This window comes from Achromobacter agilis, from assembly GCF_900496965.1.
Taxonomy (GTDB): Bacteria; Pseudomonadota; Gammaproteobacteria; order Burkholderiales; family Burkholderiaceae_B; genus Achromobacter; species Achromobacter agilis.
Map to the genome: position 1 here is coordinate 70,046 of NZ_UFQB01000026.1, position 25,301 is coordinate 95,346.

Sequence of the window (25,301 nt, forward strand, 5' to 3'; positions counted from 1 at the left end):
CGCTCCAGACCAGACAGCATTGCCAAAAAAAATTCCATTTCAAGCATCGGACGCTGCGCGCGGCCCGATGGTGACCCAGTACGGCGTGCGGTAGCGTACCTGCACCGGCAGGGTCGCCGGCAACGCGGCCAGCACCGCGTCCGTGTCGCGCAGCTGGAAAGCGCCCGAAACCCGCAAATGCGCCACGGCGGGATCGCAGCGCAGGATGCCCGGCCGGTAGCGGTCCAGTTCCGCGGCGAAGGCATCCAGGCGCATCTGGCTGGCGTACAGCACGCCGCGCATCCAGTCGCTGGCATGCGGATCCGCGGGGGACGGCGGCGAAACGCCCGCGGCCGCCAGGCTGCCCTGTTCTCCTTCCGACAGGATGGCTGCGGCGCCCGGATGCGCCGCGCTGCTGACCCGGACCCGCCCCTGCTGCACGCTGACCCGGCAGGACGCGCCGTCCTGCCGCACGCAGAAGCGCGAGGCCCGCGCCTCGATGTCGCCCAGGCGTGTGCGCACCACGAACGGCCGGGGATGCGCCGCGGTATCCGCCACGGCATGCACGGCGATCTCGCCCGAACGCAGCCGCAGCAGGCGCGACGTGGCGCTGAACATCACGTCCACGGCGCTGTCCGTATTCATGCGCAGCGTGGAGCCGTCGGCCAGCGCCACGTCGCGCTGCTCGCCCGCGGCGCTGCGGTAGTCGGCGCTCCAGGCCAGCGAATCCGAGCGCCAGGCGGCCCAGGCGGCCGGGCCGGCCACCATCAGCGCCACCAGCGTTTTCAGCGCGGCGCGGCGGTGTTTGAGCGCCGGCCGGTCCAGGGTGGCCATGCCCAGCGCGGCGGGGATCAGGCTGAACCGCTCGTTCACGCGTTGCGCGCGCTGCCACGCATGCTCGTGCTCGGCCTTGCTCGCGCGCCATTGGTCGCAGGCCCGTTGATCGGCTTCTGTGGCCCGCCCTGAACTCAGGCGCAGCAGCCAGCGCGCGGCTTCGCGCGCCACGCTGCGCTCCACCACCGGCAGCTCGCCGCCCGCCTCGGGCAGCGCGCTCAGATCGCCGCCATGATGCATTGTTCGAATCCCTTGGTGATGTAGCGGTGGACGGTCCGCAGCGATACGTTGAGCCGGGCCGCGATTTCGCCGTGGCTCAGGCCTTCGAGCTGCGCCATCAGGAACGCCTGGCGCGCGGGCAGCGACAGGCCCGCCAGCATTTCGTCGATTTCCTGCAGCGCTTCCAGGATGATCAGGCGCTGCTCCGCCGACGGGGCCAGCGGCTCGGGCATCTGGGCCAGGGCCTCGAGATAGGCCTGCTCCACCGACCGGCGGCGGTGGTGGTTCATGAGCAGGCGCTTGGCGATCGTGGTGAGGTAGGCGCGCGGCTCGCGCAGCGCGTCCAGCTCATGGCGGTGCCGCAGCACCCGCACGAACGTATCCTGCGCCAGGTCGGCCGCGTCGAAGGTGTTCCCCAGCTTGGCGCGCAGCCAGCCATGCAGCCACCCATGATGCGCGCGATACAGAATATGGACAGCATCGCTCGAGGCGAGCGCGGGATTCGGCACGGAAGGCTCCCTGGACTCTTTAGTACAAATAGAAATCAATCTCATTCTAAATGCAAAACCATGATCCAGGTCAAGCCGGCGCGCGAAGCATGACGGCGATATGATGGGGACAGGCTTGGCCGTGCCCTGCGCGGCCCTATTTCAATAGGCGGGTTCCCATGCTCTACAGCGCGCTCAAGTTCGTCCATGTCATGGCCGTGATCCTCTGGGTCGGAGGCATGCTGTTCGCCCACTGTTTCCTGCGCCCGGCCGTGGCGCAGCTGGAGCCGCCGGTCCGCCTGCGGCTCATGGCCTCGGTACTGGGCCCGTTCCTGAACGCGGTGCTGGCCGCCATCGTGCTCATCCTGCTGTCGGGCGCGGCGATGATCGGTCAGGAGGCGGCCCAGGCGGCGCAGACCGGCGGCGCGTTCTTCATGCCGCGCAGCTGGACCGCCATGGCCGCCGGCGGCCTCGTCATGATGGCCATCTACGCCTACATCCGCTTCGTTCTCTATCCGCGCCTGAACGCGGCGGTCGCGGCGTCCGACTGGCCCGCGGGCGGCCAGGCCATGGGCGGCGTGCGCCGCTGGGTGGGCGTGAACCTGCTGCTGGGCATCGTCATCGTCGCCATCGTCTTTCTGGGGTAGGCGGATATCAGCCGGCGCCGGCCAGCCATCGGACATGAGGCGGCTGGTATCGGGATTCTTTTGCTTGGTGCAATACGCCGTACATCCGCGGCCCACACACTGCGGATGCCTCTCGCGGGCCTCCACAAGAAAAGGAATCGCCATGATCAAGCGCATCTTCAAACTGGCCGCCCTCGGCCTGTTCGCCTCCTCGTTCACCGCGCACGGCGCGGCGCCCATCGACAACAGCGCGCTGGACCAGCCCGGGTTCCGCGAGCACAAGGCCACCTACGGCGTGGTGTACCGGCTGCCCAAGGAAGTCAACGCCGTCCTGGACGCCAAGGTCAACGGCGCGCTCAAGGCCGATCTGGTCAAGCTGGGCCTGAAGACCGAAGCCGAAACGCCCAACATGCCGCACGTCACGGTGGTGCACATCCACAGCGCCGATCCAGCAACGCCCGCCCGCATGCTGAAGGCGCTGCCCAAGCCGCCGGCCCCGCTGCAGATCACGCTCAAGAGCTTCTATCCCACCGAGGCCGCCAAGGGCGCGGGCCATCCCTGGTGGCTGGACCTGGGCGTGGTCAAGAGCGGCCAGGGCTTCGAGGACATGATGCGCTACAACACCGTGGCCACCGCCGCCCTGGCGCCCTTGCGCGACGGCCCGCTGCCACGCGTGACCGGCCCCGTCTACGCCAAGATGGGCGACGCCGGCCACGACCTGGTCCGCACGCAGGGCGTGAGCGGCGTGAACATCATGCAGGACGGCAAGGAAGTGCGCGCGCACAACCCGCACACCACGCTGGTCTACAGCATGACGCCGTACGACGCGCGCCTGCAGGACGCCATGAAGCAGGAAGCGGACAAGTTCAACGCCGTGCTGCCCGAGGGCATCGCCACGACGTTCAAGGACGTGTCCATCGTCGAGATCGGCTTCGCCGGCAACGTGGTGCGCGAGATCTACCGCGTCAGCCTGGAAGACGGTTCCGCGCTCGACGTGGCCACCGGCAAGAAGATCGGCGGCTGATCCGCCGGAGGCGGGGCGTAACGGTATCGCATGCTGCCATTTCGTGGCAGCATTATGCAATTGCCGTCTGCCCGCCTCCTGCCATGTCCCGCACCGAAAGGCTCCTCGGCCTGCTGCAGACCCTGCGCTGCCATCGCCGCCCCGTCAGCGGCCGCCAACTGGCCGCCGACCTGGGCATCAGCATCCGCACGCTGTACCGCGACATCGCCACCCTGCAATCGCAGGGCGCCGAAATCGACGGCGAGCCGGGCGTGGGCTATGTCCTGCGGCCCGGCTTCATGCTGCCGCCGCTGATGTTCAGCACCGAAGAGATCGAAGCCCTGGTGCTGGGCACCCGCTGGGTGGCGAACCGCTCCGACCCCAGGCTCGGACAGGCCGCGCGCCACGCGCTGGCCAAGATCGGCGCCGTGCTGCCCGCGGAACTGCGCGACGGGCTGGACGCCATCCCCCTGCTGGTCGGCCCCAGCGCGGTCACGGTGGTGGACCGGGTGGACCTGTCGCTCATCCGCCAAGCCATCCGCAACGAGCAGAAAATCGACATCACCTACCGGGACGACAAGGGCGCCGATTCCACCCGCGTGATCTGGCCTTTCGCGCTGGGTTTTTTCGACAGCGTGCGCATCGTGATGGCCTGGTGCGAATTGCGCCAGGACTTCCGCCATTTCCGCACCGACCGCATCGCTTCGCTGGTGGCCGGCCCGCGCTATCCGAGGCGCCGGCACGCGCTGCTCAAGGACTGGCGCGCGATCGATCACACGCCCGCGGAATCGGGCTGAAGGCTACTGCCAAAAACTGACAGCACCCCTGTCTAAGATGAGCGCGTCAACCTCCCTGGAGCGCATCATGTCAGACACCAATTTCGTCATCCTCTACGTAGACAAGCCGCCGGCCAGCGCCGCGTTCTACAGCGCGCTGCTGCAGCGTCCGCCCGTCGAAAGCTCGCCGACCTTCGCGCTGTTCGCGCTGGATTCGGGGCTGATGCTCGGCCTGTGGTCGCGCCACACCGTGGAGCCCGCGGCCGCCGGCCGCGGCGGCGCATCCGAACTGGCGTTCACCGTCGCCGACGCGGAAGCGCTGAACCGCCGCCACGTAGATTGGAGCCTGCGCGGCCTGCCCATCCTCCAGCCGCCCACCGACATGGATTTCGGCCGCACCTTCGTGGCCCTGGATCCAGACGGCCACCGGCTGCGCGTCTTCGCGCCGGCGCAACAGGAAGCGGCCGCCGAGCCGCAAGCCGCAAGCCTCGCCAGCACCTGAAGCCGGCAGCTCAGGTACGCTGCTGGCGCGCGGCCCGGCCTGCCGGTTCGCCGCGCTCGCGCACCAGCAGCCCGTAGGCGGCCGCCAGGATCACCAGAAAGGGCACGCCGAACACCAGGGTCATCCTGAAGACGCTGGTGAAGTAGGTGGTGGCCAGGATAGCCAGCATGGCGCCCGCGCCCAGCAGCGTCAGCACCGGGAAACCGGGCATGCGAAACGACAGCGCCGCGCCGCCCTCGCGCGCCCAGCGGCGCCGGAAGAAGTAGTGCGTCACGAAGATCATCATCCACGTGAACAGCGCGCCGAACATCGAGATAGCCATCATCAGCGTGAAGGCGGTCTCGGGATACAACACGTTCAGCACGGCCGCGATACCGATCCCGCTGGTGGACAGCAGCAACGCGTTCAGCGGCGTGCCGCTACGCGTGAGGCGCCCCAGCGCGGACGGCGCGTGGCCGGCGCGCGACAGGCTGAACATCATGCGCGTCGTGATGTACAGCTGGCTGTTCATCGCCGACAGCGCGGCCACCAGCACGATGAAATTGATGACGTCCGCCGCGCCCGGAATTCCCAGCGCCTGCATCACCTTCACGAAGGGGCTGCCGCCCTTGCCGGCCTCGTCCCAGGGCACGATGGCCAGGATCAGCGCCAGCGTCAGCAGGTAGAACACCACCAGGCGGACGATGGTGGCCCGGAACGCCTGCTTCACCGCCCGCTCCGGATCCTCGGCCTCGCCCGCCGCCACCGCGATCATCTCTACGCTCAGGTAGCTGAAAATCGAGATCACCACGGCGATCCACATGCCCCACACGCCATTCGGGAAGAACCCGCCGTGCGCGGTGTATTGCACGGCGCCGTACTGGGGGTTGCCCCAGACCACGTAGGCACCCAGGATGATGAAGGCCACGATGGCGCTGACCTTGACCGTCGAGAACCAGTATTCCACGGTGCCGAACGCCTTCACGCTCATTGCGTTGATGAAGATCAGCGCGCCCGAAAATAGGCACACCCATTGCCAGCCAGGCACGTCCGAGAACCAGAGCTTCATGTATTCGGCCACGGCGGTGACTTCGGTGCCCACCGCCAGCACCACGCAGGACCAGTACGCGTAGCGCACCAGAAAACCTGCCAGCGGGCCGATGTAGTGCTCGGCGTAGGCGCCGAACGAGCCCGACGTGGAATGCGCCACCGTCATCTCCGCCAGGCAGCCCATGAGCAGCAGCGTGATCAGGCCGCCGATCGCGTAGCTGATGATCACGCTAGGCCCCGCGAAGCCGATGGCGAACTTGCTGCCCAGGAAGAGGCCCGTGCCGATGGCCCCCCCGATGGCGATCATGCTCATCTGCCCGGAGGTCAAGCGCCGCTTGAGCCCCTGTTCGCGTTCGGCGATCCTGCCGAATCCCTGTTGTTGCCCCATTGTCTCCTCCTCGTACTGCGCTCTCTTCATGGATGTAGGGCCAGCCCGGCCCGCGCGAGTGACTGCCGGCGCCTTTTCAGGTCACGGCGGCGCGGTGCCTGAACTCTGGCTTGTCCCAGGCGCGGCTGTCCAGCACGCCCTTCAGGATGTCGACGGCGTCCCACACATCGGCATAGCCGAAATACAGCGGCGTCAGGCCGAAGCGCAGCACCTCGGGTTCGCGGTAGTCGCCGATGACGCCGCGCGCGATCAGCGCCTGCATCACCTCGAAGCCATTCGGGTGGCGGAAACTGACGTGGCTGCCGCGCTCGCCGTGGTTGCGCGGCGTCACCAGCGTCAGGGGATGGCCCGCGCATCGCTGCTCGACCAGCGCGATGAACAAGTCTCCCAGCGCCAGCGACTTCTTGCGCACCTCGGCCATGTCGGCGGCGTGGGCCACGTCCAGGCCGCACTCCACCAGCGACAGCGACACGATGGGCTGGGTGCCGCACAGGTAGCGCCGGATGCCGCCCGCGGGCTCGTAGGCCACGGCCATGTCGAAAGGCCGCGTATGGCCCCACCAGCCGGACAGCGGCTGCCAGAAATCCTGGGTATGGCGCGGCGCCACCCAGATGAAGGCCGGCGAACCGGGGCCGCCGTTCAGGTACTTATAGGTGCAGCCCACGGCGAAATCGGCGTCGGCGCCGTTCAGGTCCACCGGCACTGCGCCCGCGGCGTGCGCCAGGTCCCAGATGGCCAGCGCGCCGCGCTCGTGCGCCAGCGCGGTGACGGCGGCCATGTCGTGCATCTGGCCGCTGCGGTAGTTCACGTGCGACAGCAGCATCACCGCCACCGAATCGTCCAGCGCGTCTTCCAGCGGCAGCGCGTCGTCGATCAGGCGCATTTCGTAGCCCTGCTGCAGCAGGTCGATCATGCCCTGGATCATGTAGAGATCGGTGGGGAAGTTGTCGCGCTCGGACAGGATGACGCGGCGCGCGGGCTGCTTCTGCTGCTGGATGCGCAGCGCGGCGGCCAGCGCCTTGAAGATATTCAGCGAGGTGGTGTCGGTAATGACCAGCTCGCCCTCGCGCGCGCCCAGCAGGCTGCCCAGCTTGTCGCCCAGGCGCGCCGGCAGTTCGAACCAGCCGGCGGTGTTCCAGCTGCGGATGAGGCCCGTGCCCCACTCCTGGCCGATGACGGCGGCGGCTCGCGCGGCGGCGGCCTTGGGCAGCACGCCCAGCGAATTGCCGTCCATGTACAGCACGCCCGGCGGCAGGTCGAACCGGTCTTTGAGAGGCGCCAGGGGGTCTTGGCGGTCGGCGTTCACGCAGTCGTCGCGGGTATTCATTGCAGCTCCATCGGGCAATTTTCTTGATAAATACTATCAGCGCGAGCGGGCTGATATATTGCAAATCCGGGCGCGGATTACCCTAGGTTTCCGCATTGGGTTGCACAGAACAGTTTTTTTTGGAATTTGATTGCGCCATGCAGATCGACGCCATAGACCAGCGGATTCTCTACCGCCTGCAAGAGAACGGCCACCTGAGCAACCAGGACCTGGCGGAACAGGTGTCACTATCGCCTTCGGCCTGCCTGAGGCGCGTGCGCGCGCTGGAGGACGCCGGGCTGATCCGAGGCTACCGCGCCGTGCTGGACGCCGAAAAGCTGGGCTTCGAACTGGAAGCCATCGTCCATGTGTCGCTCGACCAGTCGCGCCCCGGATGGCACGAGGAATTCCTGGCCGGCATCGCGCTGCACGATGAAATCACCGAGGCCAGCATCGTGACGGGCGCCTCCAACTACATCCTGGCGGTGCGCACGCGCAACCTGGCGGCGTTCTCGAATTTCGTGGAAGACAAGCTCAGCAAGATCCCCGGCGTGCGCGATCTGTGCTCGCATATCGTCATGCGCAAAGTGAAAAGCCGCGGCGGCATGCTGCCGCTGGCCAGTTGGCGCTAGGGCCGGCACGCCCGGGACGGGCCGACACCCGCCCTAACCCGCGCCCATCCGCAGGAAGCCGAACACGGTCACGAAATGGCAGGCCGTGCCGCCCATGACGAACAGATGCCAGATGCCGTGCGCGTGCCGCCAGCGCTTGCCGTTCACATAGAACAGCGTGCCCGCGGTATAGACCGCAGCGCCCGCCAGCAGCCAGGTCAGCCCCGCCGACGACAGGGCGCCGGCGATCGGCGCGGCGAACATGACGCCCAGCCAGCCCATCGCCAGGTAGAGCGGCAAAGCGGGCGCCGCGCCGCGCGCCCAACACAGCTCGCGCCCGATGCCTGCCGCGGCCAGCGCCCAGATGGCCACGCCCATGGCCGCGCCCCAGCCGTGCTCCACCGGCCCGAACGCCAGCGGCGTGTAGGTGCCGGCGATCAGCAGGTAGATCGCGCAATGGTCGGCCTTCGCCCAGAATTCCTTGCGGCGGCCGCGCGAGCAATGGAACAGGACCGACGAGGCATACACGGCGATCATCGACGCGGCGAACACGGCGCAGCCGACGGCCTGCCGCGTGTCCACGTTCAACTCGGCCGCCCGCGAGATCAGGGCGCCCGACGCGGTCACCGCCAGCGCCAGACCGGCCAGATGCGTCGCGCCGTTGAGTCGTTCGCCTTTGTACATGCGCCCCTCCGCCCGCCGGCCATGCGCCGGCGCCTTCCATCATGGACCCGTTCTGTGACAGCCCCGGGTCAATGTGGCGGCGGGGCCCGGTCAGGCGATGAAGTCCACCGCGGCCGGATAGCCTTCCAGCGCGCGCGCCGACAGAATGGCGCGCTGCACCGCGATCGCCATGGCCTCGGCCGCCATCACGCCCAGCAACATGACGTTGGCGGCCTTGCCGGAGGCGCCCGTGCCGAGCGCGAAGAGGGTGTCGCCGTCGAGCATGGTGTGGATCGGGTTGATCGTGCGGGCCAGGCCGTCATGCGCCATGCCCGCGATCTTCTGCGCCTGCGCCTTGGTAAGCCGGGCATCGGTGGCGACGACGCCGATCGTGGTCGCGGCGCCTGCGCGCATCGATTTGGGCAGGTCGCCGGCCAGAATGGCGGCGCGGGTGTCCAGCAGCATCTTGCCGTCGGCGGTGCGCGCGCCGGCAAGGATGCGGCCGGTAGACGGGTCCAGCACGTCTCCCACCGCGTTGACCGCCACGATGGCGCCCACGGTCACGCCCGCCACGGTCAGCGACGCGGTGCCGATGCCGCCCTTCATGGCGCGCTTGGGGCCATACAGCTTGCCTACCGTCGCGCCCGCCCCCGCGCCGACGTTGCCCTCCTGCGGCGCGTCGGCGGTGGCGGACTTGCAGGCCTGGTAGCCCGCGGCCGCGTCGGGCCGGATCGACGCATCGCCCACGCCCAGGTCGAACAGGATGGCCGATGGCACGATGGGCACGTGCGCCACGCCCACGTCGAAGCCGATTTTCTTTTCTTCCAGGTAGCGCATGACGCCGGAGGCCGCGTCCAGGCCGAACGCGCTGCCGCCGGCCAGCATAACGGCATGCACCTTTTCCACCATGTTCACGGGATTGAGCAGGTCCGTTTCGCGGGTGCCGGGCGCCGCGCCGCGCACATCGACGCCGCCCGTCGCGCCGGCTTCGGCGATGATGACCGTGCAGCCCGTCGGGCGGCGCGTATCGGTGTAGTGGCCCACGCGCAGGCCCGCCACGTCCGTGATGCTGCCGCCGCCCGGTATCAGCCTCGACCCATTGGCGCCCTGGGCCTGGGCCGGCATCGCGCCCGCGGCGGCTGCCGCGCCCGCGGCGGCCACCATGAAAGCCCGCCTGTTCCATCGCTGTTCCACACCGATCTCCATCAAGGTCATGCATGAATGAACCCCGGCCGTGCCGCACCGGGGTGTGGGTGATGCCATATGACTTGCCGCTATATTTTTACTATTCCTTATGCTTTGTGGAAAAATAGGCGCGTTGTTAGAGTGCGGCTACGCCGGAGGGCATCGCAGGCCCGCATGCTCTCCACAGTGATTTCTGCCACCCGTGGAGCATTGCCATGAAACGCTTTCGTACGCTGTTTGCCGCCGGCCTTATCCAGGTCGCCGCGCTATCCGCCGCCCATGCCCAATCCGGCCTGGAGCAAATCAAATCCGCGGGCGTGTTCAAGATCGGCACCGAAGGCACCTACGCCCCCTTCACCTTCCACGACGCATCCGGGCAGCTTACCGGTTTTGACGTGGACATCGGCCGCGCCATCGCCGAACGCCTGGGCGTGAAGGCCCAATTCGTGGAAGGCAAGTGGGACGGGCTGATCGCCGGGCTGGACGCCAAGCGCTACGACGCCGTGATCAACCAGGTGGGCATCACCGACGCCCGCCGCGCCAAGTACGACTTTTCCGATCCGTACATTTCCTCGGCCGCCGTGCTGATCGTGCGCGAAGACAACACCAGCATCAAGTCCTTCGACGATCTCAAGGGCAAGAAGTCCGCCAATACGCTGACCAGCAACTTCGGCAAGCTGGCGCAAAGCCATGGCGCGGAAGTCATTGCCGTGCAGGGCTTCAACGAGGCCATCGACCTGCTCACCTCGGGCCGCGTCGAGGCCACCGTGAACGACAACCTGTCGTTCCTCGACTTCAAGAAGCAAAAGCCCAACGCCCGCGTCAAGATCGCCGCCACCGACAAGACGGCCGAGTTCAGCAACTCGGGCGTGCTGATCCGCAAGGGCAACCCCGAACTGCAAGCCGCCATCAACAAGGCGCTGGCCGACATCAAGGCCGACGGCACCTACAAAACCATCTCGGTCAAATACTTCGGCACGGACCTGTCGACGCAATAAGCGGCTGGAGCCCCTATGACGCCACCTCCCTGGTTGCAAGCCCTCCTGCCCGATTGGCTGCTGGCGCAAGCCGGCGAGTGGGCGGTGCCATCCTGGGTGCAGCTCATGGCGGATTCGTTCTGGCCCTTGCTGAAGGCGGGGCTGATGTTCACGGTCCCGCTGACGCTGATGTCCTTCGTGCTGGGCCTGGCGCTGGCCTTCGTGGTCGCGCTGATACGGCTGTTCGGCCCCGCGCCGCTGGTGGCCGTGGCGCGCTTTTACGTCTGGCTCATCCGCGGCACGCCGCTGCTGGTCCAGCTGTTCGTGATCTTCTATGGGCTGCCCAGCGCGGGCATCGTGCTGGATCCCCTGCCCGCGGCGCTGATCGGCTTCACGCTCAATGTGGGCGCCTACAACTCGGAAGTCATCCGCGGCGCCATCGAGTCCATCAGCCGGGGCCAATGGGAGGCCGCCTATTCGCTGAGCATGACGCGCGGCCAGGCGCTGCGCCGCACCGTCCTGCCACAGGCGGCCCGCGTCGCCGTGCCGCCCCTGTCCAACTCGTTCATCGCGCTGGTGAAAGACACGTCCCTGGCCGCGGTCCTGACCGTGCCCGAGATTTTCCAGGCCGCGCAGCGCATTGCCGCGGTCACCTATGAGCCGCTGATCCTCTACACCGAGGCCGCGCTGATCTACCTGGTGTTCAGTTCCGTCCTGTCCGCCGCCCAGGTCCGCCTGGAAAGGCGCTTCGGCCAGCATGCGGTGTTTTCCGAGAAAAACCGATGATCCGCCTAGAGAAGATAGAAAAGGCGTTCGGCGGCAATCCCGTGCTCAAGCAGGTTGACGTGAGCATCGCCGAAGGCAGCGTCACCGCCCTGATCGGGCCATCCGGCAGCGGCAAGAGCACCCTGCTGCGCTGCGTGAACCTGCTGGAAGTCCCCGACCGCGGCACGCTCGTCATCGGGCCGGAAACCGTCGCGTTCGAACCGGGCCGCAAGCTTGCCCGCGACCAGATCCAGCGCGTGCGCATGCAGACCGGCATGGTGTTCCAGAATTTCCAGCTGTTCCCGCACCAGACCGTGATCGGCAACGTCATGGAAGGCTTGCTGACGGTGCAGAAGTGGCCCGCCGACCGCGCCCGGGTCCGGGCCGAAGAGTTGCTGCGCAAGGTCGGCATGCTGGAAAAGGCGGACGCCTGGCCCGCCAACCTGTCGGGCGGCCAGCAGCAGCGTGTGGCCATCGCCCGCGCGCTGGCGCCCGCGCCCCGCGTGCTGCTCTGCGACGAACCGACCTCGGCGCTGGACCCCGGCCTGGCGGCGGAGGTCGTGGACGTGCTGCGCCAGCTGGCGGCGGAAGGCATGACGATGCTGATGGCCACGCACGATCTGCGCCTGGCGGCCAGCGTGTCGCGCGAAGTGGTGTTCCTGCTGGACGGCACCGTGGTCGAATCCGGCGACTCCCGGACCTTGTTCACGCAGCCCACCGATCCACGCACCGCGTCGTTCATCTCGACCCTGACGCAGGAAGCGGCACATTCCCTTCCCGGCGCCTGATAGCGGCCGGCGCTATTTCGGCGGCAGCGATCCCGCCGGGTCGACGGCCTGGCCGTCGTAGCGCAGTTCGAAATACAGGCCCACCTGCTTGCTGTCGCTGTTGCCCATTTCGGCGATCTTCTGCCCCTGGCTCACGCGCTGCCCTTCCTTGACCAGCAGTTTGCTGTTGTGGGCGTAGATGCTGAGGAAGCTGGCGTTGTGCTTCACGATCACCAGATGGCCATAGCCGCGCAGGCCGCTGCCCGAATAGGCCACGGTGCCCGGCGCCGCCGCCACCACCGGCGTGCCCGAGGCGTTGCTGATGACGATGCCGTTGGAACCGGAACCGTCGTAGCCGCGCGTGACCTTGCCCTGGGCGGGCCACACCAGCGAGATCGCGCCCGGCGGCGCCGTGCGCCGCCGCGCCGAGGACGAGGACTTCGACGAAGACTGCGCTTTGCTCCTGGCCTTGCTGGGCGTGGACGCGCGCGCCTGGCCGGCGGGCGGATCGACCCGCAGCACCTGCCCGACCTCGATGGCATTGGCGTTCGACAATTTGTTCCAGCGCACCAGGTCGCTCACGCTCGCGCCCTGCTTGCGCGCGATCTGGGTCAGCGTATCGCCCGACTGCACGCGGTAGTAGCCCGGTTGGACCTTGGTGGTGCCGCAAGCGGACAGCAGGACCAGCAGCGCGACCCCCAGGATGCCGGCCCAGCGGCGCAAGGGCGTGCTTGCCCGGCTGGCGCCGAGGGCCGGTGCGGCATGACGCGTGACAGGAGCGAGCAAGATCGGGGAGGTCGAGGAAAGCACTGAAACCTGGGGCACTGAAATCGAAGGTCGGTATGAAGTGCGTTCAAGGGTACCAAGATTTTCGCCGTTCCGCGCCGGATGCCGGGGCGGGTCCGCGCGGGTAGAATGCCAGCCATGCCTAGCCAGATCCGCCTCCAGCACCTCGGAAGCGCCGCGCGCGTCCAGGCCGTGCTATGGCTGGCGCTTCTGGCGCTGACGCTGCGCGCGCTGGTTCCAGCGGGCTACATGCCCGACGCCCGCGCGCTGCATGACGGCCGCCTGGAAGTCACGTTCTGCTCCGCCGCCGGCGATCTGTCGTCGTTCGAACTGGTGCTGCCGTCCAGCGGCAAGGGCAAGGCCGGCCACGATGCCGCCGGCGCCGGCGCGCAATGTCCCTTTGGCCTGCTGGCGCACCTGACGCCCGCGCCCGTCTCCACACCCACCCTCCTCGTGCTGGCGGCCGGCCGGCACGTGCCGCTCAAGCCCGCCCACGGCGCCCTGCCTTCGCAAGGCGCCCATGGCCCGCCGCTCGGTTCGCGCGCCCCGCCCTCCTCCCTCGCCTGACTCCGCCTGACCGCGCGGCCCCGCCGCGCGCCCTGCCGATACGTCAACCGACGAGGTTTTCATGCACTCTCCCATCCTGCGCGCGCCCGCCGGCGCGCCGACGCACGCGCCCGATCCCCGGCGCCGCCTGCTGTTGTCTTCCCTTGCCCTGCTCGCCCTCGCGGGCTGCGGCCCCGATGCCCCGAAACTGCACGGCATGGACCTGTCCGGCATGACGGACGGCGATTTCCAGTTGCAGGACACCGATGGCCAGACACGCCGGCTGGCCGACTACCGGGGCCATCCGGTGATGCTGTTCTTCGGTTTCACGCAGTGCCCCGACATCTGCCCCACGGCGCTCACGCGCGCCGTCGAGATCAAGGGCCTGCTGGGTACGGACGCCGACAAGCTGCGCGTGCTGTTCATCACGGTCGACCCCGAACGCGACACGCCCGAGATCCTGCGCGCCTATACCCAGGCCTTCGATCCCGGGTTCATCGGCCTGCGCGGCGATGCGGAACAGACGCGCGCCGCGGCCCAATCGTTCAAGGTGTTCTACCAGAAGGTCCCCACCGGCTCGTCCTACACCATGGACCACACCGCGCTGACCTACGTCATCGACGCCCAGGGCAAGCTGCGCATCGCCCTGCGCCACCAGCAGAGCGCGCAGGAATGCGCGGACGATCTGCGCACCGTGCTCTGACACCGTCATCATCGAAAAGGAATCCGTCATGAAAAAAACCGCGATCAAGTCCCTTGCCGCCGCCTTCGCCCTGTGCGTATTCGCCGGCGCCGCGCCTGCCGCCTTCGCCCAGGACGCCTCCGTGTCGGTGGAAGACCCCTGGGTCCGCGCCACCGCGCCCAACCAGCACGCCACCGGCGTCTTCATGCGCCTGACCTCCGCCGCGCCGGGCCGGCTCGTCGCCGTGGAATCGCAGGCCGCCAAGCACGTGGAGATCCACGAAATGGCCATGCAGGACAACGTGATGAAGATGCGCCAGGTCCCGGGCATCGACCTGCCGGCCGGCCAGGCGGTCGAACTCAAGCCCGGCAGCTACCACGTGATGCTGATCGATCTGGCCCGCCAGATCGCGCCGGGCGAACATGTCGCGCTGACGCTGGTCGTCGAGGACACCAGGCGGCAGCAGCGGCGCATCGCCGTGGACGCGGTGGCGCGCCCCCTGAACGCCGCCGCGCCCGCGGCCGGCCATGGGCACTGAGGCGCCTTGGCCATCCACTGACGCGGCAGCTTGAATATTAGGGACACTCTCGTGCCTCCACCCGCAGGCGGCTCTCCCTGATTCGCCATACAATGCCTGCACATCCGACGCCGGCGCCCCCTTGAGCGCGCCGGCCGCCGGCGCCTGGCGCGCCGCGCCCCGGATGCCAGCGTTCCGCGCACCCGGGCGCTTGATCCGCCGGCCGGCTGGCCGGCCCCTCTGTATCTGGATATGCCCGGTAGTTCCGCCTTTTCCTTCCTGCGTACCCTCTGCAGCCTGCGCTGGCTCGCCATCGCGGGCCAGGCCGCCACCATCCTGCTGGCCAGCGGCGCGCTGGGCCTTGCCCTGCCGCTCGAGCCGCTATGGCTGGGCGTGGGCGCGCTGATCGGGTTCAACGTCTATGCCAGCCTGCGGCTGCGCCACCGCCGCGATCTCTCCCACGCCACGGCGTTCGGCCATCTGTTCGTGGACATGGCGGTGCTTGCCTGGATGGTGGGCTGGAGCGGCGGCATCAATAACCCATTCGGGATGATGTTCCTGATCCTGACCGCGCTGGCGGCCCTGGCGCTGCCGCGCAACTGGGCGCTGGCGGCGGCCGTGGCGGGAATATCCGGCTACGCGGCCGCCGCCATCTTCGGCCAGCCGCTACGCGGCGAGGTGGACACCCACAACCTGCTGCTGTGGGGCATGGGCGCCAATTTCCTGATTTCCGTCGTGGTGGTGCTGGTGTTCTCGACCCGGCTGGCCTCGGACCTGCGCGCGCGCGAGCGCGAACTGGCCAGGCTGCGCGAGCGCTTCACCCGCAACGAAGGCATCGTCGCGCTGGCCACCCACGCGGCGGCCATGGCGCATGAGCTGAACACCCCGCTGGCGACCATGACGCTGCTGGCCGACGAGATCGCCGCCGAGGTCAAGGATGACGACCTGCGCGCCGACGTATCCACGCTCAGCCAGCTGCTGGCCCTGTGCCGGGAACGTATCCGCAATCTGGCGGTCCCAACCGCGGTGGACCTGGTCCGCGTGGTGGGACAATGGCGCCTGATCCGACCGACCATCGATTTGCAGCGCTCGGGCGCCCTCCCCAGCAGCCTGCGGGTCGATCCGGCCATCGCCCATCTATTGCAGGCGCTCCTGAACAATGCGGCGGACGCGGGCGAGTCCGCCAACGCGCCGCGCGTAGACCTGCATCTGGAATATGGCTATGGCGCCTTGCGCGGCGAAGTCCGGGACTACGGCCGGGGCTTCGACCCCGACCATACCCTGCTGCCGGCCACCAGCCTGTTCAATAGCGGCAAGCCGGGAGGGCTGGGCGTGGGCCTGGCGCTGTCGCACGCCACGGTCGAACAGCTGGGAGGCGAAATGACGATGACTCCGGCGGACGGGGGCGGCACCCGCATCCGCTTTTATCTCCCCCTCGGGACCTGATATGCTGAATCCAACCGACCTGGGCCTGCTGATCGACGACGACGAGCTTTACGTGCGCACGCTGCAGCGCAGCCTGTCGCGGCGCGGCCTGGAAACCCGCACCGCCACCGGCATCGCGGAGGCCCTGCGCGTGGCCGAGGAGATCCGCCCCGCCTTCGCTCTGGTGGACCTGCGGCTGGGCGAGGACTCCGGCCTGACCCTGATCCGTCCGTTGCGCGCCCTGCGCCCGGACATGCGGATCCTGCTGGTTACCGGCTACGCCAGCGTGGCCACCGCCGTCGAGGCCATCAAGCGCGGCGCAGACGATTACCTGCCCAAGCCGGCCACTGCGCCGATGATCCTGCGCACCCTGGGTCTGGTGAAGCCGGAATCCGTTACGATCGAAACCACCATGACGCCCCTGCACCGCCTAGAATGGGAACACATCCATCAGGCACTGCACGAGACCGGCGGCAACGTCTCGGCCGCCGCTCGCCTGCTGGGCATGCACCGGCGCTCCCTGCAGCGCAAGCTGGCCAAGAAGCCGGGGCCGGAACGCGAAATGCTGGTGGATTGATTTGTGCGGATGCGACAAAACGTCGCACACCCCGCATGTGCGAGTGCGACATATCGTCGCACCCGGGAACCTCCCCCCTTCCTGTGCCCCCCCCTAGGAAAACCCTGAATCTGCTCCTCTTGGGGCGGAATCCTCCCAGGCAATGCGACCATTCGTCGCATGCTTGACCCAAATCAAGCCGATAGGATGGACGTTGCTGCCTAGCAGCACTTCCGCTTGCTGCTATGCAGCATTTTCCACCTTCCATCCAAGGCTGTACGTGAAACACCCCCTCCTTGCGACCCTTACGCGCATTCTCAGCGTCGGCGCGGTCATGCTGCTTGGCGGCTGCAACATGGAAATCCTCTCCCCCAAGGGAGATATCGGCATCCAGGAAAGGACTTTGCTGTTCACGACGACCGGGCTGATGCTCATCGTCGTGATTCCGGTCATTGTCATGATCCTGGCCTTTGCCTGGAAATACCGCGCATCCAACACCAAAGCTGACTACCAGCCCAAGTGGGCCCACTCCACGGCGATCGAAGTCGTGGTCTGGACCATCCCTTGTATCATCGTGGCCATCCTGGCCGTGATCACCTGGCGCTCGACGCATGCGCTGGATCCCTACAAGCCGCTCGTGTCCGAACACAAGCCGGTGACCATCGAGGTGGTTTCGCTGGATTGGAAGTGGCTGTTCATCTACCCCGAGTACGACATCGCCACGGTCAACGAGATCGCCTTCCCCGTCGATGTTCCGGTCAACTTCCGGATCACCTCGGCCACGGTCATGAACTCGTTCTTCATCCCCCAGCTGGGCAGCCAGATCTACTCGATGGCTGGCATGGAGACCAAGCTGCACCTGAACGCGCGCGAAGCCGGCACCTATGCGGGCATCTCGGCCAACTACAGCGGCGCCGGCTTCTCCGGCATGCGCTTCAAGGCCATCGCCATGCCGCAGGAAGGGTTCGACAACTGGGTCAAGGAAGCCAAGGCGGCCCCGACCGCGCTGACCCCCGAGGTCTATGCGGAGCTGACCAAGCGCAGCGAACACAACGCGGTCGTCAAGTACTCCTCGGCGCCCCCCGCCATGTTTGATTTCATTCTTGGCAGCACCATGACCAAGATGGCCGGCGTGGACTCCGCCACGTGCACCCCCACGTCGAACAATCTGATCGCAGGAATTAACTAACAATGCTCGGGAAACTCACCCTCGAGGCCATTCCGTACCATGAACCCATCGTCATGGTTACGCTGGCCGCCGTGTGCCTGGGAGGCCTAGCGGTCTTCGGCGCCATCACCTACTTCCGCAAGTGGAAGTATCTCTGGACGGAATGGCTGACCTCGGTCGACCACAAGCGTATCGGCGTGATGTACATCATCGTCGCCCTGATCATGCTGCTGCGCGGCTTCGCCGACGCCATCATGATGCGTACCCAGCTGGCGGTCGCTTCCGCCGACTCCGCCGGCTTCCTGCCGCCCCACCACTACGACCAGATCTTCACCGCCCACGGCGTCATCATGATTTTCTTCATGGCGATGCCCTTCATCACCGGGCTGATGAACCTCGTGGTGCCGCTGCAGATCGGCGCCCGCGACGTGGCCTACCCGTTCCTGAACTCGCTGAGCTTCTGGCTGTTCGGCGCCGGCGTCGCGCTGATGATGATCTCGCTGTTCGTCGGTGAATTCGCCGCGACCGGCTGGCTCGCCTATCCGCCGCTCTCCGGGCTGGACTACAGCCCGAGCGTGGGGGTGGACTACTACATCTGGGCGCTCCAGATATCCGGGTTGGGCACCACGCTTAGCGGCATCAACTTCATCGTGACCATCCTGCGCATGCGCGCGCCGGGCATGAGCCTGATGAAGATGCCGATCTTCACCTGGACCTCGCTGGTTACCAACGTTCTGATCGTCGCCGCCTTCCCCGTGCTGGCCGCAACGCTCGCGCTGCTGACGATGGACCGCTACCTGGGCACGCACTTCTTCACGAACGACATGGGCGGCAACGTCATGATGTACGTGAACCTGATCTGGATCTGGGGCCACCCCGAGGTCTACATCCTGGTGCTGCCGGCGTTCGGCGTGTACTCGGAAATCGTCGCCACCTTCGCCCGCAAGACCCTGTTCGGCTACAAGTCCATGGTCTACGCCACGGCCGCCATCGGCGTGCTGTCGTTCCTGGTCTGGCTGCACCACTTCTTCACCATGGGTGCGGGAGCCAACGTCAATGCCTTCTTCGGCATCGCGACAATGATCATCTCGATCCCGACCGGGGCCAAGATTTTCAACTGGCTGTTCACCATCTACCGCGGCCGCCTGCGCATCACGACTCCGGTGCTGTGGACGCTGGGCTTCATGATCGTCTTCGTCATCGGCGGCATGACCGGCGTGATGCTGGCCATCCCCGGCGTGTCCTTCGTGCTGCACAACAGCCTGTTCCTGATCGCCCACTTCCACAACACCATCATCGGTGGCGTGGTGTTCGGCTGCATCGCGGGCATGACCTACTGGTTCCCGAAGGCGTTCGGCTTCACGCTGAACGAGCGTCTGGGCCGCTACTCGTTCTACTGCTGGTTCGTCGGCTTCTTCATGGCCTTCATGCCTCTGTACATCCTGGGCTTCAAGGGCATGACGCGCCGCCTGAACCACTACGACAACCCGGAATGGCAGCCGTACCTGCTCGTCGCCCTCGCCGGCGCCGCGCTGATCATGCTGGGCATCTGGTTCTTGCTGCAGCAAGTGTTCGTGTCCGTCCGCCAGCGCAAGCAAAACCAGGACGTCACCGGCGATCCCTGGGATGGCCGCACGCTGGAATGGTCGATCTCGTCGCCGGCTCCTTTCTACAACTTCGCCCACGTTCCTCACGTCGATGAACTGGACCAGTTCTGGGAAGACAAGCAAAGCGGCAAGGCGTACAAGCGCCCGGCCAAGTACGAAGACATCCACATGCCGAAGAACACCGCCGCGGGCGTATTCATCGGCGCCTTTGGCCTGGTCATGTGCTTTGCCCTGATCTGGCACATCTGGTGGCTGTCCATCGTCGGTTTCGTCGGCATGATCGGTTCGTTCATCGTCCGCGCCTATGACCGCGACGTCGACTACTGGGTCCCGGCCGCGGAAGTCGAACGCATCGAAAACGCTCACTTTGACAAAATGCAGAAGGCCGCCTGAGCCATGATTCAAGCCGTAGCCACCCACCCCCACGCGGGTCACGACGATCACGCGCATCACGACGATGGATCCAAGACCGTATTCGGTTTCTGGGTCTATCTGATGAGCGACTTGCTGATCTTTTCGGTGCTGTTCGCCACGTTCGCGGTGTTGTCCAACGCCACCGCGGGCGGCCCGACCGGCAAGGAACTGTTCGACCTGAAGTTCGTGCTGGTCGAAACGCTGTTGCTGCTGTTCTCCAGCTTCACCTTCGGCATGGCCAACCTGAACGTGCACGCCAACAACAAGAGCCGTGCAATGGGCTGGTTGATGGTGACGTTCCTGTTCGGCGCGGGCTTCATCGCGATGGAAGTCTATGAATTCCATCACTTGATCACCGAAGGCGCGGGCCCGGGCCGCAGCGCGTACCTGTCGGCGTTCTTCACGCTGATCGGCACGCACGGCCTGCACGTCACCTTCGGCCTGATCTGGATCATCGTCCTGCTGGACATGATCCGCCGCCATGGCCTGGATTCGATCAACAAGCGTCGCCTGGCGTGCCTGAGCCTGTTCTGGCACTTCCTGGACATCGTCTGGATCTGCGTCTTCACCTTCGTCTATCTTCTGGGAGCCCTCTGATGTCGCACTCCGCTGCGGCCGCACACGGCCACGACGATCACGCCGCCGACCACGGCAGCCTGAAGTCCTACATCATCGGTTTCGTGCTCTCGCTGCTTCTCACCTTCGGCTCTTTCGGCCTGGTGATGAACGGCGCGCTGTCCCACACCGCCACGATCATCGGCGTGGTGGCGCTGTGCGTGCTCCAGCTGCTGGTGCAGCTGGTGTACTTCCTGCACATGGGCGCATCGAAGTCGGCCCGCGACAACCTGGCCACGTTCGTCTTCACCTTGATGATCATCTCCATCATCGTCGGCGGCTCCGCCTGGGTGCTGTACAACATGAACGTCAACATGGGTCACGCCATGTAATGACGGCTTGCCGTTGAAGCAGGAAAAGGCGCCTTCGGGCGCCTTTTTTCGTTTTTGCCGCGGCCGCCGGCGGGTATCCCGGCCAGAATTTGCGCGCGGCCAAAGAGAAAGAGGCAATTTCGTTATATATTTCGCTATACAGCGATTTGATTAACACATCAATTTTCAAGCGGCAGCCGCCGTCCGCCCATGCACGCCGTTCCGAACGCCCATCCCGACACCCCGTCCGACCGCGCAGGCGCCACCGAACGACTGGCCCGCGCGCTGCTGCGCTACGCGCCGCCAGGGCATCCCGACGCGGGCTTCTTCGCGACGGTCCTGGGCATGAGCCTGGCGCACGGCGACCTGGGACGCTGCGGCCTGTCGCCCCGGGAACTGGACCGGCTGCTGGCCCGTCTGTTTCCGGGCGCTCCGGCCGCCCACGACATCGCGCTGGCCACGCTGCGCGAGCAACGCGCCGCCTACGCGGCCTCGGGCCTGGACAGCGCCCTGGTGGAATTCACCCGATTGCTGCGCGCGCTGCTGGACGCCTGGCGCGTGCCGGAAACGGACACCACGCCGTGGGTCACCGGCGTGCTGGCGCACGCCTGTCTGCGGCCCGACCACTTATGGCGCGACCTGGGCCTGTCCGGCCGGGAAGACATCACCGCTTTGCTGGCGCGCCACTATCCCGGCCTGGCGGCGCGCAACGTGCGCAACCTGCGCTGGAAACAGTTCCTGGCCTACTCCGCCCACGAACACGCGGGCCTGCCGCCCGCTGCGGCGCCGGGCTGTCCGGACTGCGAGGACCATGCCGTCTGCTACCCGCCCGAGGCCCCGCGTCAGTAGCGGTAGGTCACGCCGACGCCCGCGCCCAGGCTGCGCCCCGCGGCCGGTTCGTAGTAGCGCCCGTTGGCCTCGTTGACAATTACCGAGCCCGCGTAGCGGCGGTCGAACAGATTGTCCACACGGGCATAGGCGCTAAGCTCCCACGGCCCCCGTTTCTTCACATAGCCCGCGCTCAGCGCCGCCACGAAGTAGCCAGGCGCGTCGCCGTCGTTGGCGTCGTTGACGTAGACCTTGCTCAGCAGGCGCCCCTCCACCGACGCCTGCCATCCTTCGGGCGGCGCCCAGGCCAGCGCAGCGTATGCCGCCTGGCGCGCAATGCCGGGGATGCGGTTGCCGGCGCGGATATCGCCCGGCCCGTCGTCGGCATAGCGGGCGTTCAGCCATGTATAGGCGATCTGCGCGCGTCCATGGCGAGCGAATTCGCCGGACCATCCCAGTTCCACGCCGTCGCGCCGGGTGCGCCCAGCATTCTGGTAGCTGGTCCGCCCGCCCGAGCTACCCGCCGAAACAATCTCGTCGTCGGTGCCCGCGTGGAACACCGCCACCGTCAGGAGCCCGCCCGCCAGGCGCGCCTTCACGCCCGCCTCCAGGTTGGTGCTGAGCGCGGGCGCCAGCCCGAAGTTCAGGCCGGGCTCGCCGCCCGGCCGGTACGACAGTTCGTTCAGCGTCGGCGTCTCGAAGCCGCGGCCGTACGAGGCGTAAAGGCTCAAGCCGGGATCCGGGGCGTAGCGGATCGCCGCCACCGGCAAGGCCCTGCGGTAGCGCGCCGTGCCGCTGTCGTCGGCATTGCCGGGTACGGCGTAATGGTCGTTGGAATCGAAGTTCACCGTGCTGTAGCGCAGGCCCGCGTCGAGCGTCCACCGGTCCGAAACCTGCCAGGATGCCTGCACGTACGGATCGGCGTTGTAGACGGTATTGGTTTCGTCGCGCCTGAGCGCGCCCTTCACGCCCAATTGGCGATCGCCCCCCGAATCGGTGAAGTTCTGGTAGCCCTTGCGGTCTTCGCGCATGGAATCGTAGGAGAAGCCGCCGACCAGGATCAGCGGCCGGCCGGCGGCCGATACTTCCGTGGTCCAGCGCAGGTCCGCGCCGCCGTACTGGCGCTTCAGGTCGATGACCCCGCCCGCCTGGGACGGCGCCATCTGCGCGGCCGGTGGAATCGACTGGTACTGCGTGGTGTCGCGCTGGCCGTAATAGACCATCAGCCGCAGCGTATTGCGGCCGTCCACCTCGCGTTCGTAGACGGCCCCGCCCTGCGTCTGCCTGACCGTCTTGCGCGTGTCGAACTGTTCGGCCAGCGGCGCGGCGCGCGGATCGTCCTGGAATTGCCGGTAGGTCAGGCCCAGGGGATCCTGCGCCTTCAGGTCGACGCTGTTGGCCACCAGGGTCAGCCGGCTGGCGTCGTCCAGCTGCAGTCCCAGCTTGGCGTTGCCCAGGTTCTTGCGGGCGGCGCTGTGGTCGCGGTAGCCGTCGGTGGTGAACCGGCTCAGGTCCAGCACATAGTCGAGCCCGCCCGCGCCCGTGCCGGAGGCGCCGTTGGCCAACAGGCCGTAGCGCCAGGTTCCGTAACTGCCGCCCCAGCCGCTGGCCGATAGCGACGGCGGTTCGACGCCGTCCTCGGTGGTCACCTGGATCACGCCGCCCGAAGAGTTGCCATACAACGCGGAGAACGGCCCGCGCAGCACCTCGACCTGGCCGATGGAGCCGATGTCGATGTTCGATGTCTGCCCCTGCCCGTCAGGCATGGTGGCCGGTATGCCGTCCACGTACAGGCGCACGCCGCGCACGCCGAACGTGGAACGCGCCCCGAAGCCGCGGCTGGATATCTGCAGATCCTGCGCGTAGTTCTGTCGGTTCTGGATCTGGAGCCCGGGCACCCCGGCCAGCCCTTCCGACAGGTTGATCCCCGGCTGGCCCCGGCGCATCTGTGCGCCCTCCACCACGTCCACCGACGCCGGCGTGTCCATCACGGAGGCGCCCAGGCGCGTCCCCGTGACCACGACGGCGGGCAGCTCGGGCTCGGCCGGCTGCGCCCAGGCAGCCGCCGCCGGCACCGACGCCAGCAATCCCTGCATAGCCCAGCGCCGCGCGCCCGAACGCCACCATTCTTGTTCAGCCAAACCTGCCTCCACGGCCAGACACGCACTCCCGGGAATCGGTTCTAATGGCCCCCATGGATAACTCGCAAGACATCGAACGCCGCCTGCTGGAACTGGAAGTCAAGGCCAGCTTCGCAGACGACCTGCTCGAACAGCTCAATCAGATCATCGTCCGCCAGCAGCAACAGATAGACCGGCTGCTGCGCGAAGTGGCCGACCTGCGCCAGCAGGCGCCCGAGGGCGCTGCCCCCTTCCGCAGCCTGCGCGACGAGCTGCCGCCGCACTACTGAGGCGCCCGCCGCTCCCCTTGCCGGACCGCCCGGAACGAACCATTTCCGGGTGTGATCCTGCCTGTTGAGGCGCGCTATCGATTCCATTTATGGATGCTATAAACAAATAATTATCCATTCTTTCCATTAATGGAAATATCTTTTACCGATATACGGGTTTATCCCTACTCCGATTCAGCGCAGTATTGAGCCATCGGGAAACAGCAACGAAGCACGACGGATAGGCCGCCGGATTCGCTCCCAAGCTCTTGAAATCGGAGATTTACCATGAAGACCCTTGCTACCGCTTTGATGATGTCCCTGGCCGCGCTGAGCGCTGGCGCCTATGCCGCCTCGCCCAACATCGAACCCAACAACGTCCCGTTCCAGGGCGTTTACGGCACGCCGTACGAAGGCCCGACCCGCGCCCAGGTGCAAGCCGAACTGGCCGCCGCCAAGGCCGCCGGCCAAGTCAGCGACGTCGAACCGAACAACGTGCCTTTCCAAGGCGTCTACGGCACGCCCCATACGGGCAAGACCCGCGCCGAAGTGCGCGCCGAACTGGCCGCCGCGAAGGCCGCCGGCCTGGTGTCGGACGTCGAGCCCAATGACATGCCGTTCGCTGGCGTCTACCACGCCAACTAAGCCCGCGCAGATTTACCCCTCCCCTTGTTGTACCTTGGCCGCCAGCAGTTTGGCGGCTTTTTTGCTTTCGCATGCGGTACGGTACTATCGCCTCAAGATCCGGCATCACACAACGACTCTACAAACCAGGGAGCCCCATCTTGAACTCCACCCGCGTTCTTGCCTCTTTGCTCGTGGCATGCGGCATCTCGGCCACGGCGGCCGCCGCGCCGCCCGTCATGCTAAACAATGCCATCATCACCCAGATCCCCAAAGCCGACCGGAACTCGTTCCACGAGGCCGTGGCCCAGGCGCTGAACAGCTCCGCCGACGGCCAGCGCACCGAATGGACCAGCACGCATCAGCGTAAAAAATCCCCGCCGATCACGGTGCAACTGACGCCCACCCAGACCAGCAAGGTCAAGAACGACCAGACCTGCCGCTTCCTCGTCGGGGACTTCGCCCGCGCCGCCACCACGGAAAAATGGCAGTTCTGGTTCTGCAAGCAGCCGGACGGCACCTGGAAGGCCAGCAGCAACTGATAAAAGCCCCCACGCTGCGCACGCTTTGCGTGCTTGCTGCCCCCCCCAAGGGGGCTGGCTGTACGGACCGGGGACATAGGTAACAGGTGTACGGGGACATGGGTAACAGGTTGATCAGCTTACTTCATGGCCTTCAGATCCACTTGTCCGAGGCAGTGATGGCAGAAGAGGAT

At 66.8% G+C, this 25,301-nt stretch carries 29 protein-coding genes; 21 read left to right on the forward strand and 8 right to left on the reverse strand.

The genetic code is table 11. From position 1 onward, the window contains the following. Positions 1–39: 39 nt before the first annotated feature. Both AGI3411_RS24730 and AGI3411_RS24735 read right to left on the reverse strand, forming a co-directional pair. Entirely contained in the window at positions 40–1,053 is a 1,014-nt protein-coding gene (locus AGI3411_RS24730; protein ID WP_129529963.1) for a FecR domain-containing protein, read from the reverse strand. Next, the gene (locus AGI3411_RS24735; RefSeq protein WP_129529964.1) at positions 1,032–1,541 is read right to left on the reverse strand and encodes a sigma-70 family RNA polymerase sigma factor; all 510 of its coding nucleotides are present in this window, start codon (positions 1,539–1,541) and stop codon (positions 1,032–1,034) included. The genes AGI3411_RS24730 and AGI3411_RS24735 overlap by 22 nt, the downstream gene beginning before the upstream one ends. 158 nt (positions 1,542–1,699) lie before the next feature. On the opposite strand from AGI3411_RS24735, the gene AGI3411_RS24740 reads away from it, so the two are divergent. The 4 genes from AGI3411_RS24740 to AGI3411_RS24755 all read left to right on the forward strand — a co-directional run bounded on the left by AGI3411_RS24740 (position 1,700) and on the right by AGI3411_RS24755 (position 4,427). Continuing rightward, positions 1,700–2,167 carry a CopD family protein gene (locus AGI3411_RS24740; RefSeq protein WP_129529965.1) on the forward strand — a complete coding sequence of 156 codons (468 nt, stop codon included), beginning with the start codon at positions 1,700–1,702 and terminating at the stop codon, positions 2,165–2,167. Positions 2,168–2,309: 142 nt separating this feature from the next. Then, entirely contained in the window at positions 2,310–3,170 is an 861-nt protein-coding gene (locus AGI3411_RS24745) for a hypothetical protein (RefSeq protein WP_129529966.1), read from the forward strand. A gap of 83 nt (positions 3,171–3,253) precedes the next feature. Further along, positions 3,254–3,946 carry a helix-turn-helix transcriptional regulator gene (locus AGI3411_RS24750; RefSeq protein WP_129529967.1) on the forward strand — a complete coding sequence of 231 codons (693 nt, stop codon included), beginning with the start codon at positions 3,254–3,256 and terminating at the stop codon, positions 3,944–3,946. A 67-nt stretch (positions 3,947–4,013) separates the two neighbouring features. After that, positions 4,014–4,427, forward strand: coding sequence for a VOC family protein (locus AGI3411_RS24755; protein WP_129529968.1), 414 nt, complete (start codon positions 4,014–4,016; stop codon positions 4,425–4,427). Between the two features lie 10 nt (positions 4,428–4,437). Here the strand turns inward: AGI3411_RS24755 and AGI3411_RS24760 are convergent, their stop codons facing one another. Together AGI3411_RS24760 and kynU are read right to left on the reverse strand one after the other, a co-directional pair. After that, complete coding sequence (locus AGI3411_RS24760; protein ID WP_129529969.1) at positions 4,438–5,844, reverse strand: amino acid permease; 1,407 nt, start codon at positions 5,842–5,844, stop codon at positions 4,438–4,440. Between the two features lie 76 nt (positions 5,845–5,920). Further along, positions 5,921–7,171, reverse strand: coding sequence for a kynureninase (kynU, locus tag AGI3411_RS24765; RefSeq protein ID WP_129529970.1), 1,251 nt, complete (start codon positions 7,169–7,171; stop codon positions 5,921–5,923). Between the two features lie 137 nt (positions 7,172–7,308). Here kynU and AGI3411_RS24770 point away from each other — a divergent pair, with 137 nt between their 5' ends. Continuing rightward, complete coding sequence (locus tag AGI3411_RS24770; protein WP_129529971.1) at positions 7,309–7,782, forward strand: Lrp/AsnC family transcriptional regulator; 474 nt, start codon at positions 7,309–7,311, stop codon at positions 7,780–7,782. A 33-nt stretch (positions 7,783–7,815) separates the two neighbouring features. Here AGI3411_RS24770 and trhA read toward each other — a convergent pair whose 3' ends face one another. Beyond that, positions 7,816–8,445: a PAQR family membrane homeostasis protein TrhA gene (gene trhA, locus AGI3411_RS24775; RefSeq protein WP_129529972.1), complete on the reverse strand. Its 630-nt coding sequence runs from the start codon at positions 8,443–8,445 to the stop codon at positions 7,816–7,818. A 90-nt stretch (positions 8,446–8,535) separates the two neighbouring features. Then, the gene (locus AGI3411_RS24780; protein ID WP_208748169.1) at positions 8,536–9,630 is read right to left on the reverse strand and encodes a P1 family peptidase; all 1,095 of its coding nucleotides are present in this window, start codon (positions 9,628–9,630) and stop codon (positions 8,536–8,538) included. A gap of 194 nt (positions 9,631–9,824) precedes the next feature. Here AGI3411_RS24780 and AGI3411_RS24785 point away from each other — a divergent pair, with 194 nt between their 5' ends. The 3 genes from AGI3411_RS24785 (at position 9,825) to AGI3411_RS24795 (ending at position 12,139) form a co-directional block, all read left to right on the forward strand. Next, positions 9,825–10,607: an amino acid ABC transporter substrate-binding protein gene (locus AGI3411_RS24785; protein WP_129529973.1), complete on the forward strand. Its 783-nt coding sequence runs from the start codon at positions 9,825–9,827 to the stop codon at positions 10,605–10,607. An 84-nt stretch (positions 10,608–10,691) separates the two neighbouring features. Next, positions 10,692–11,372, forward strand: coding sequence for an amino acid ABC transporter permease (locus tag AGI3411_RS24790; protein WP_129529992.1), 681 nt, complete (start codon positions 10,692–10,694; stop codon positions 11,370–11,372). Then, positions 11,369–12,139, forward strand: a complete 771-nt coding sequence (locus AGI3411_RS24795) for an amino acid ABC transporter ATP-binding protein (RefSeq protein ID WP_129529974.1) — start codon at positions 11,369–11,371, stop codon at positions 12,137–12,139. Before AGI3411_RS24790 ends, AGI3411_RS24795 begins: the two co-directional genes overlap by 4 nt. Positions 12,140–12,151: 12 nt before the next feature. On the opposite strand, the gene AGI3411_RS24800 is transcribed toward AGI3411_RS24795, so the two are convergent. Continuing rightward, a complete protein-coding gene (locus AGI3411_RS24800) occupies positions 12,152–12,841 on the reverse strand; it encodes a peptidoglycan DD-metalloendopeptidase family protein (RefSeq protein WP_425265376.1) in 690 nt (229 codons plus the stop codon). Positions 12,842–13,042: 201 nt separating this feature from the next. On the opposite strand from AGI3411_RS24800, the gene AGI3411_RS24805 reads away from it, so the two are divergent. The 10 genes from AGI3411_RS24805 to AGI3411_RS24850 all read left to right on the forward strand — a co-directional run bounded on the left by AGI3411_RS24805 (position 13,043) and on the right by AGI3411_RS24850 (position 21,594). Continuing rightward, the gene (locus AGI3411_RS24805; protein WP_129529975.1) at positions 13,043–13,471 is read left to right on the forward strand and encodes a DUF2946 family protein; all 429 of its coding nucleotides are present in this window, start codon (positions 13,043–13,045) and stop codon (positions 13,469–13,471) included. Positions 13,472–13,532: 61 nt separating this feature from the next. Then, complete coding sequence (locus AGI3411_RS24810; protein ID WP_129529976.1) at positions 13,533–14,153, forward strand: SCO family protein; 621 nt, start codon at positions 13,533–13,535, stop codon at positions 14,151–14,153. A gap of 28 nt (positions 14,154–14,181) precedes the next feature. Then, positions 14,182–14,670, forward strand: a complete 489-nt coding sequence (locus tag AGI3411_RS24815) for a copper chaperone PCu(A)C (protein ID WP_129529977.1) — start codon at positions 14,182–14,184, stop codon at positions 14,668–14,670. A gap of 231 nt (positions 14,671–14,901) precedes the next feature. After that, complete coding sequence (locus tag AGI3411_RS24820; RefSeq protein WP_129529978.1) at positions 14,902–16,095, forward strand: ATP-binding protein; 1,194 nt, start codon at positions 14,902–14,904, stop codon at positions 16,093–16,095. 1 nt (position 16,096) lies between these two features. Further along, entirely contained in the window at positions 16,097–16,651 is a 555-nt protein-coding gene (locus AGI3411_RS24825) for a response regulator transcription factor (protein ID WP_425265374.1), read from the forward strand. Positions 16,652–16,910: 259 nt separating this feature from the next. Beyond that, a complete protein-coding gene (gene cyoA / locus AGI3411_RS24830; RefSeq protein WP_129529979.1) occupies positions 16,911–17,819 on the forward strand; it encodes a ubiquinol oxidase subunit II in 909 nt (302 codons plus the stop codon). 2 nt (positions 17,820–17,821) lie between these two features. Then, the gene (cyoB, locus tag AGI3411_RS24835; protein ID WP_129529980.1) at positions 17,822–19,798 is read left to right on the forward strand and encodes a cytochrome o ubiquinol oxidase subunit I; all 1,977 of its coding nucleotides are present in this window, start codon (positions 17,822–17,824) and stop codon (positions 19,796–19,798) included. 3 nt (positions 19,799–19,801) lie between these two features. Continuing rightward, a complete protein-coding gene (cyoC, locus tag AGI3411_RS24840; protein WP_129529981.1) occupies positions 19,802–20,416 on the forward strand; it encodes a cytochrome o ubiquinol oxidase subunit III in 615 nt (204 codons plus the stop codon). Next, a complete protein-coding gene (cyoD, locus tag AGI3411_RS24845) occupies positions 20,416–20,766 on the forward strand; it encodes a cytochrome o ubiquinol oxidase subunit IV (protein WP_129529982.1) in 351 nt (116 codons plus the stop codon). The genes cyoC and cyoD overlap by 1 nt, the downstream gene beginning before the upstream one ends. Before the next feature lie 189 nt (positions 20,767–20,955). Then, positions 20,956–21,594, forward strand: coding sequence for a nitrogen fixation protein NifQ (locus AGI3411_RS24850; RefSeq protein ID WP_129529983.1), 639 nt, complete (start codon positions 20,956–20,958; stop codon positions 21,592–21,594). Here the strand turns inward: AGI3411_RS24850 and AGI3411_RS24855 are convergent. Beyond that, on the reverse strand, positions 21,588–23,669 hold the full coding sequence (locus tag AGI3411_RS24855; protein ID WP_129529995.1) for a TonB-dependent receptor: 2,082 nt from the start codon (positions 23,667–23,669) through the stop codon (positions 21,588–21,590). The genes AGI3411_RS24850 and AGI3411_RS24855 overlap by 7 nt on opposite strands. A 98-nt stretch (positions 23,670–23,767) precedes the next feature. On the opposite strand from AGI3411_RS24855, the gene AGI3411_RS24860 reads away from it, so the two are divergent. The 3 genes from AGI3411_RS24860 (at position 23,768) to AGI3411_RS24870 (ending at position 25,128) form a co-directional block, all read left to right on the forward strand. Continuing rightward, positions 23,768–23,983: a SlyX family protein gene (locus AGI3411_RS24860; RefSeq protein WP_129529996.1), complete on the forward strand. Its 216-nt coding sequence runs from the start codon at positions 23,768–23,770 to the stop codon at positions 23,981–23,983. A 267-nt stretch (positions 23,984–24,250) separates the two neighbouring features. Then, positions 24,251–24,607, forward strand: a complete 357-nt coding sequence (locus AGI3411_RS24865) for a DUF4148 domain-containing protein (RefSeq protein ID WP_129529984.1) — start codon at positions 24,251–24,253, stop codon at positions 24,605–24,607. A gap of 140 nt (positions 24,608–24,747) precedes the next feature. Beyond that, on the forward strand, positions 24,748–25,128 hold the full coding sequence (locus AGI3411_RS24870; RefSeq protein WP_129529985.1) for a hypothetical protein: 381 nt from the start codon (positions 24,748–24,750) through the stop codon (positions 25,126–25,128). Positions 25,129–25,301: the final 173 nt, after the last annotated feature.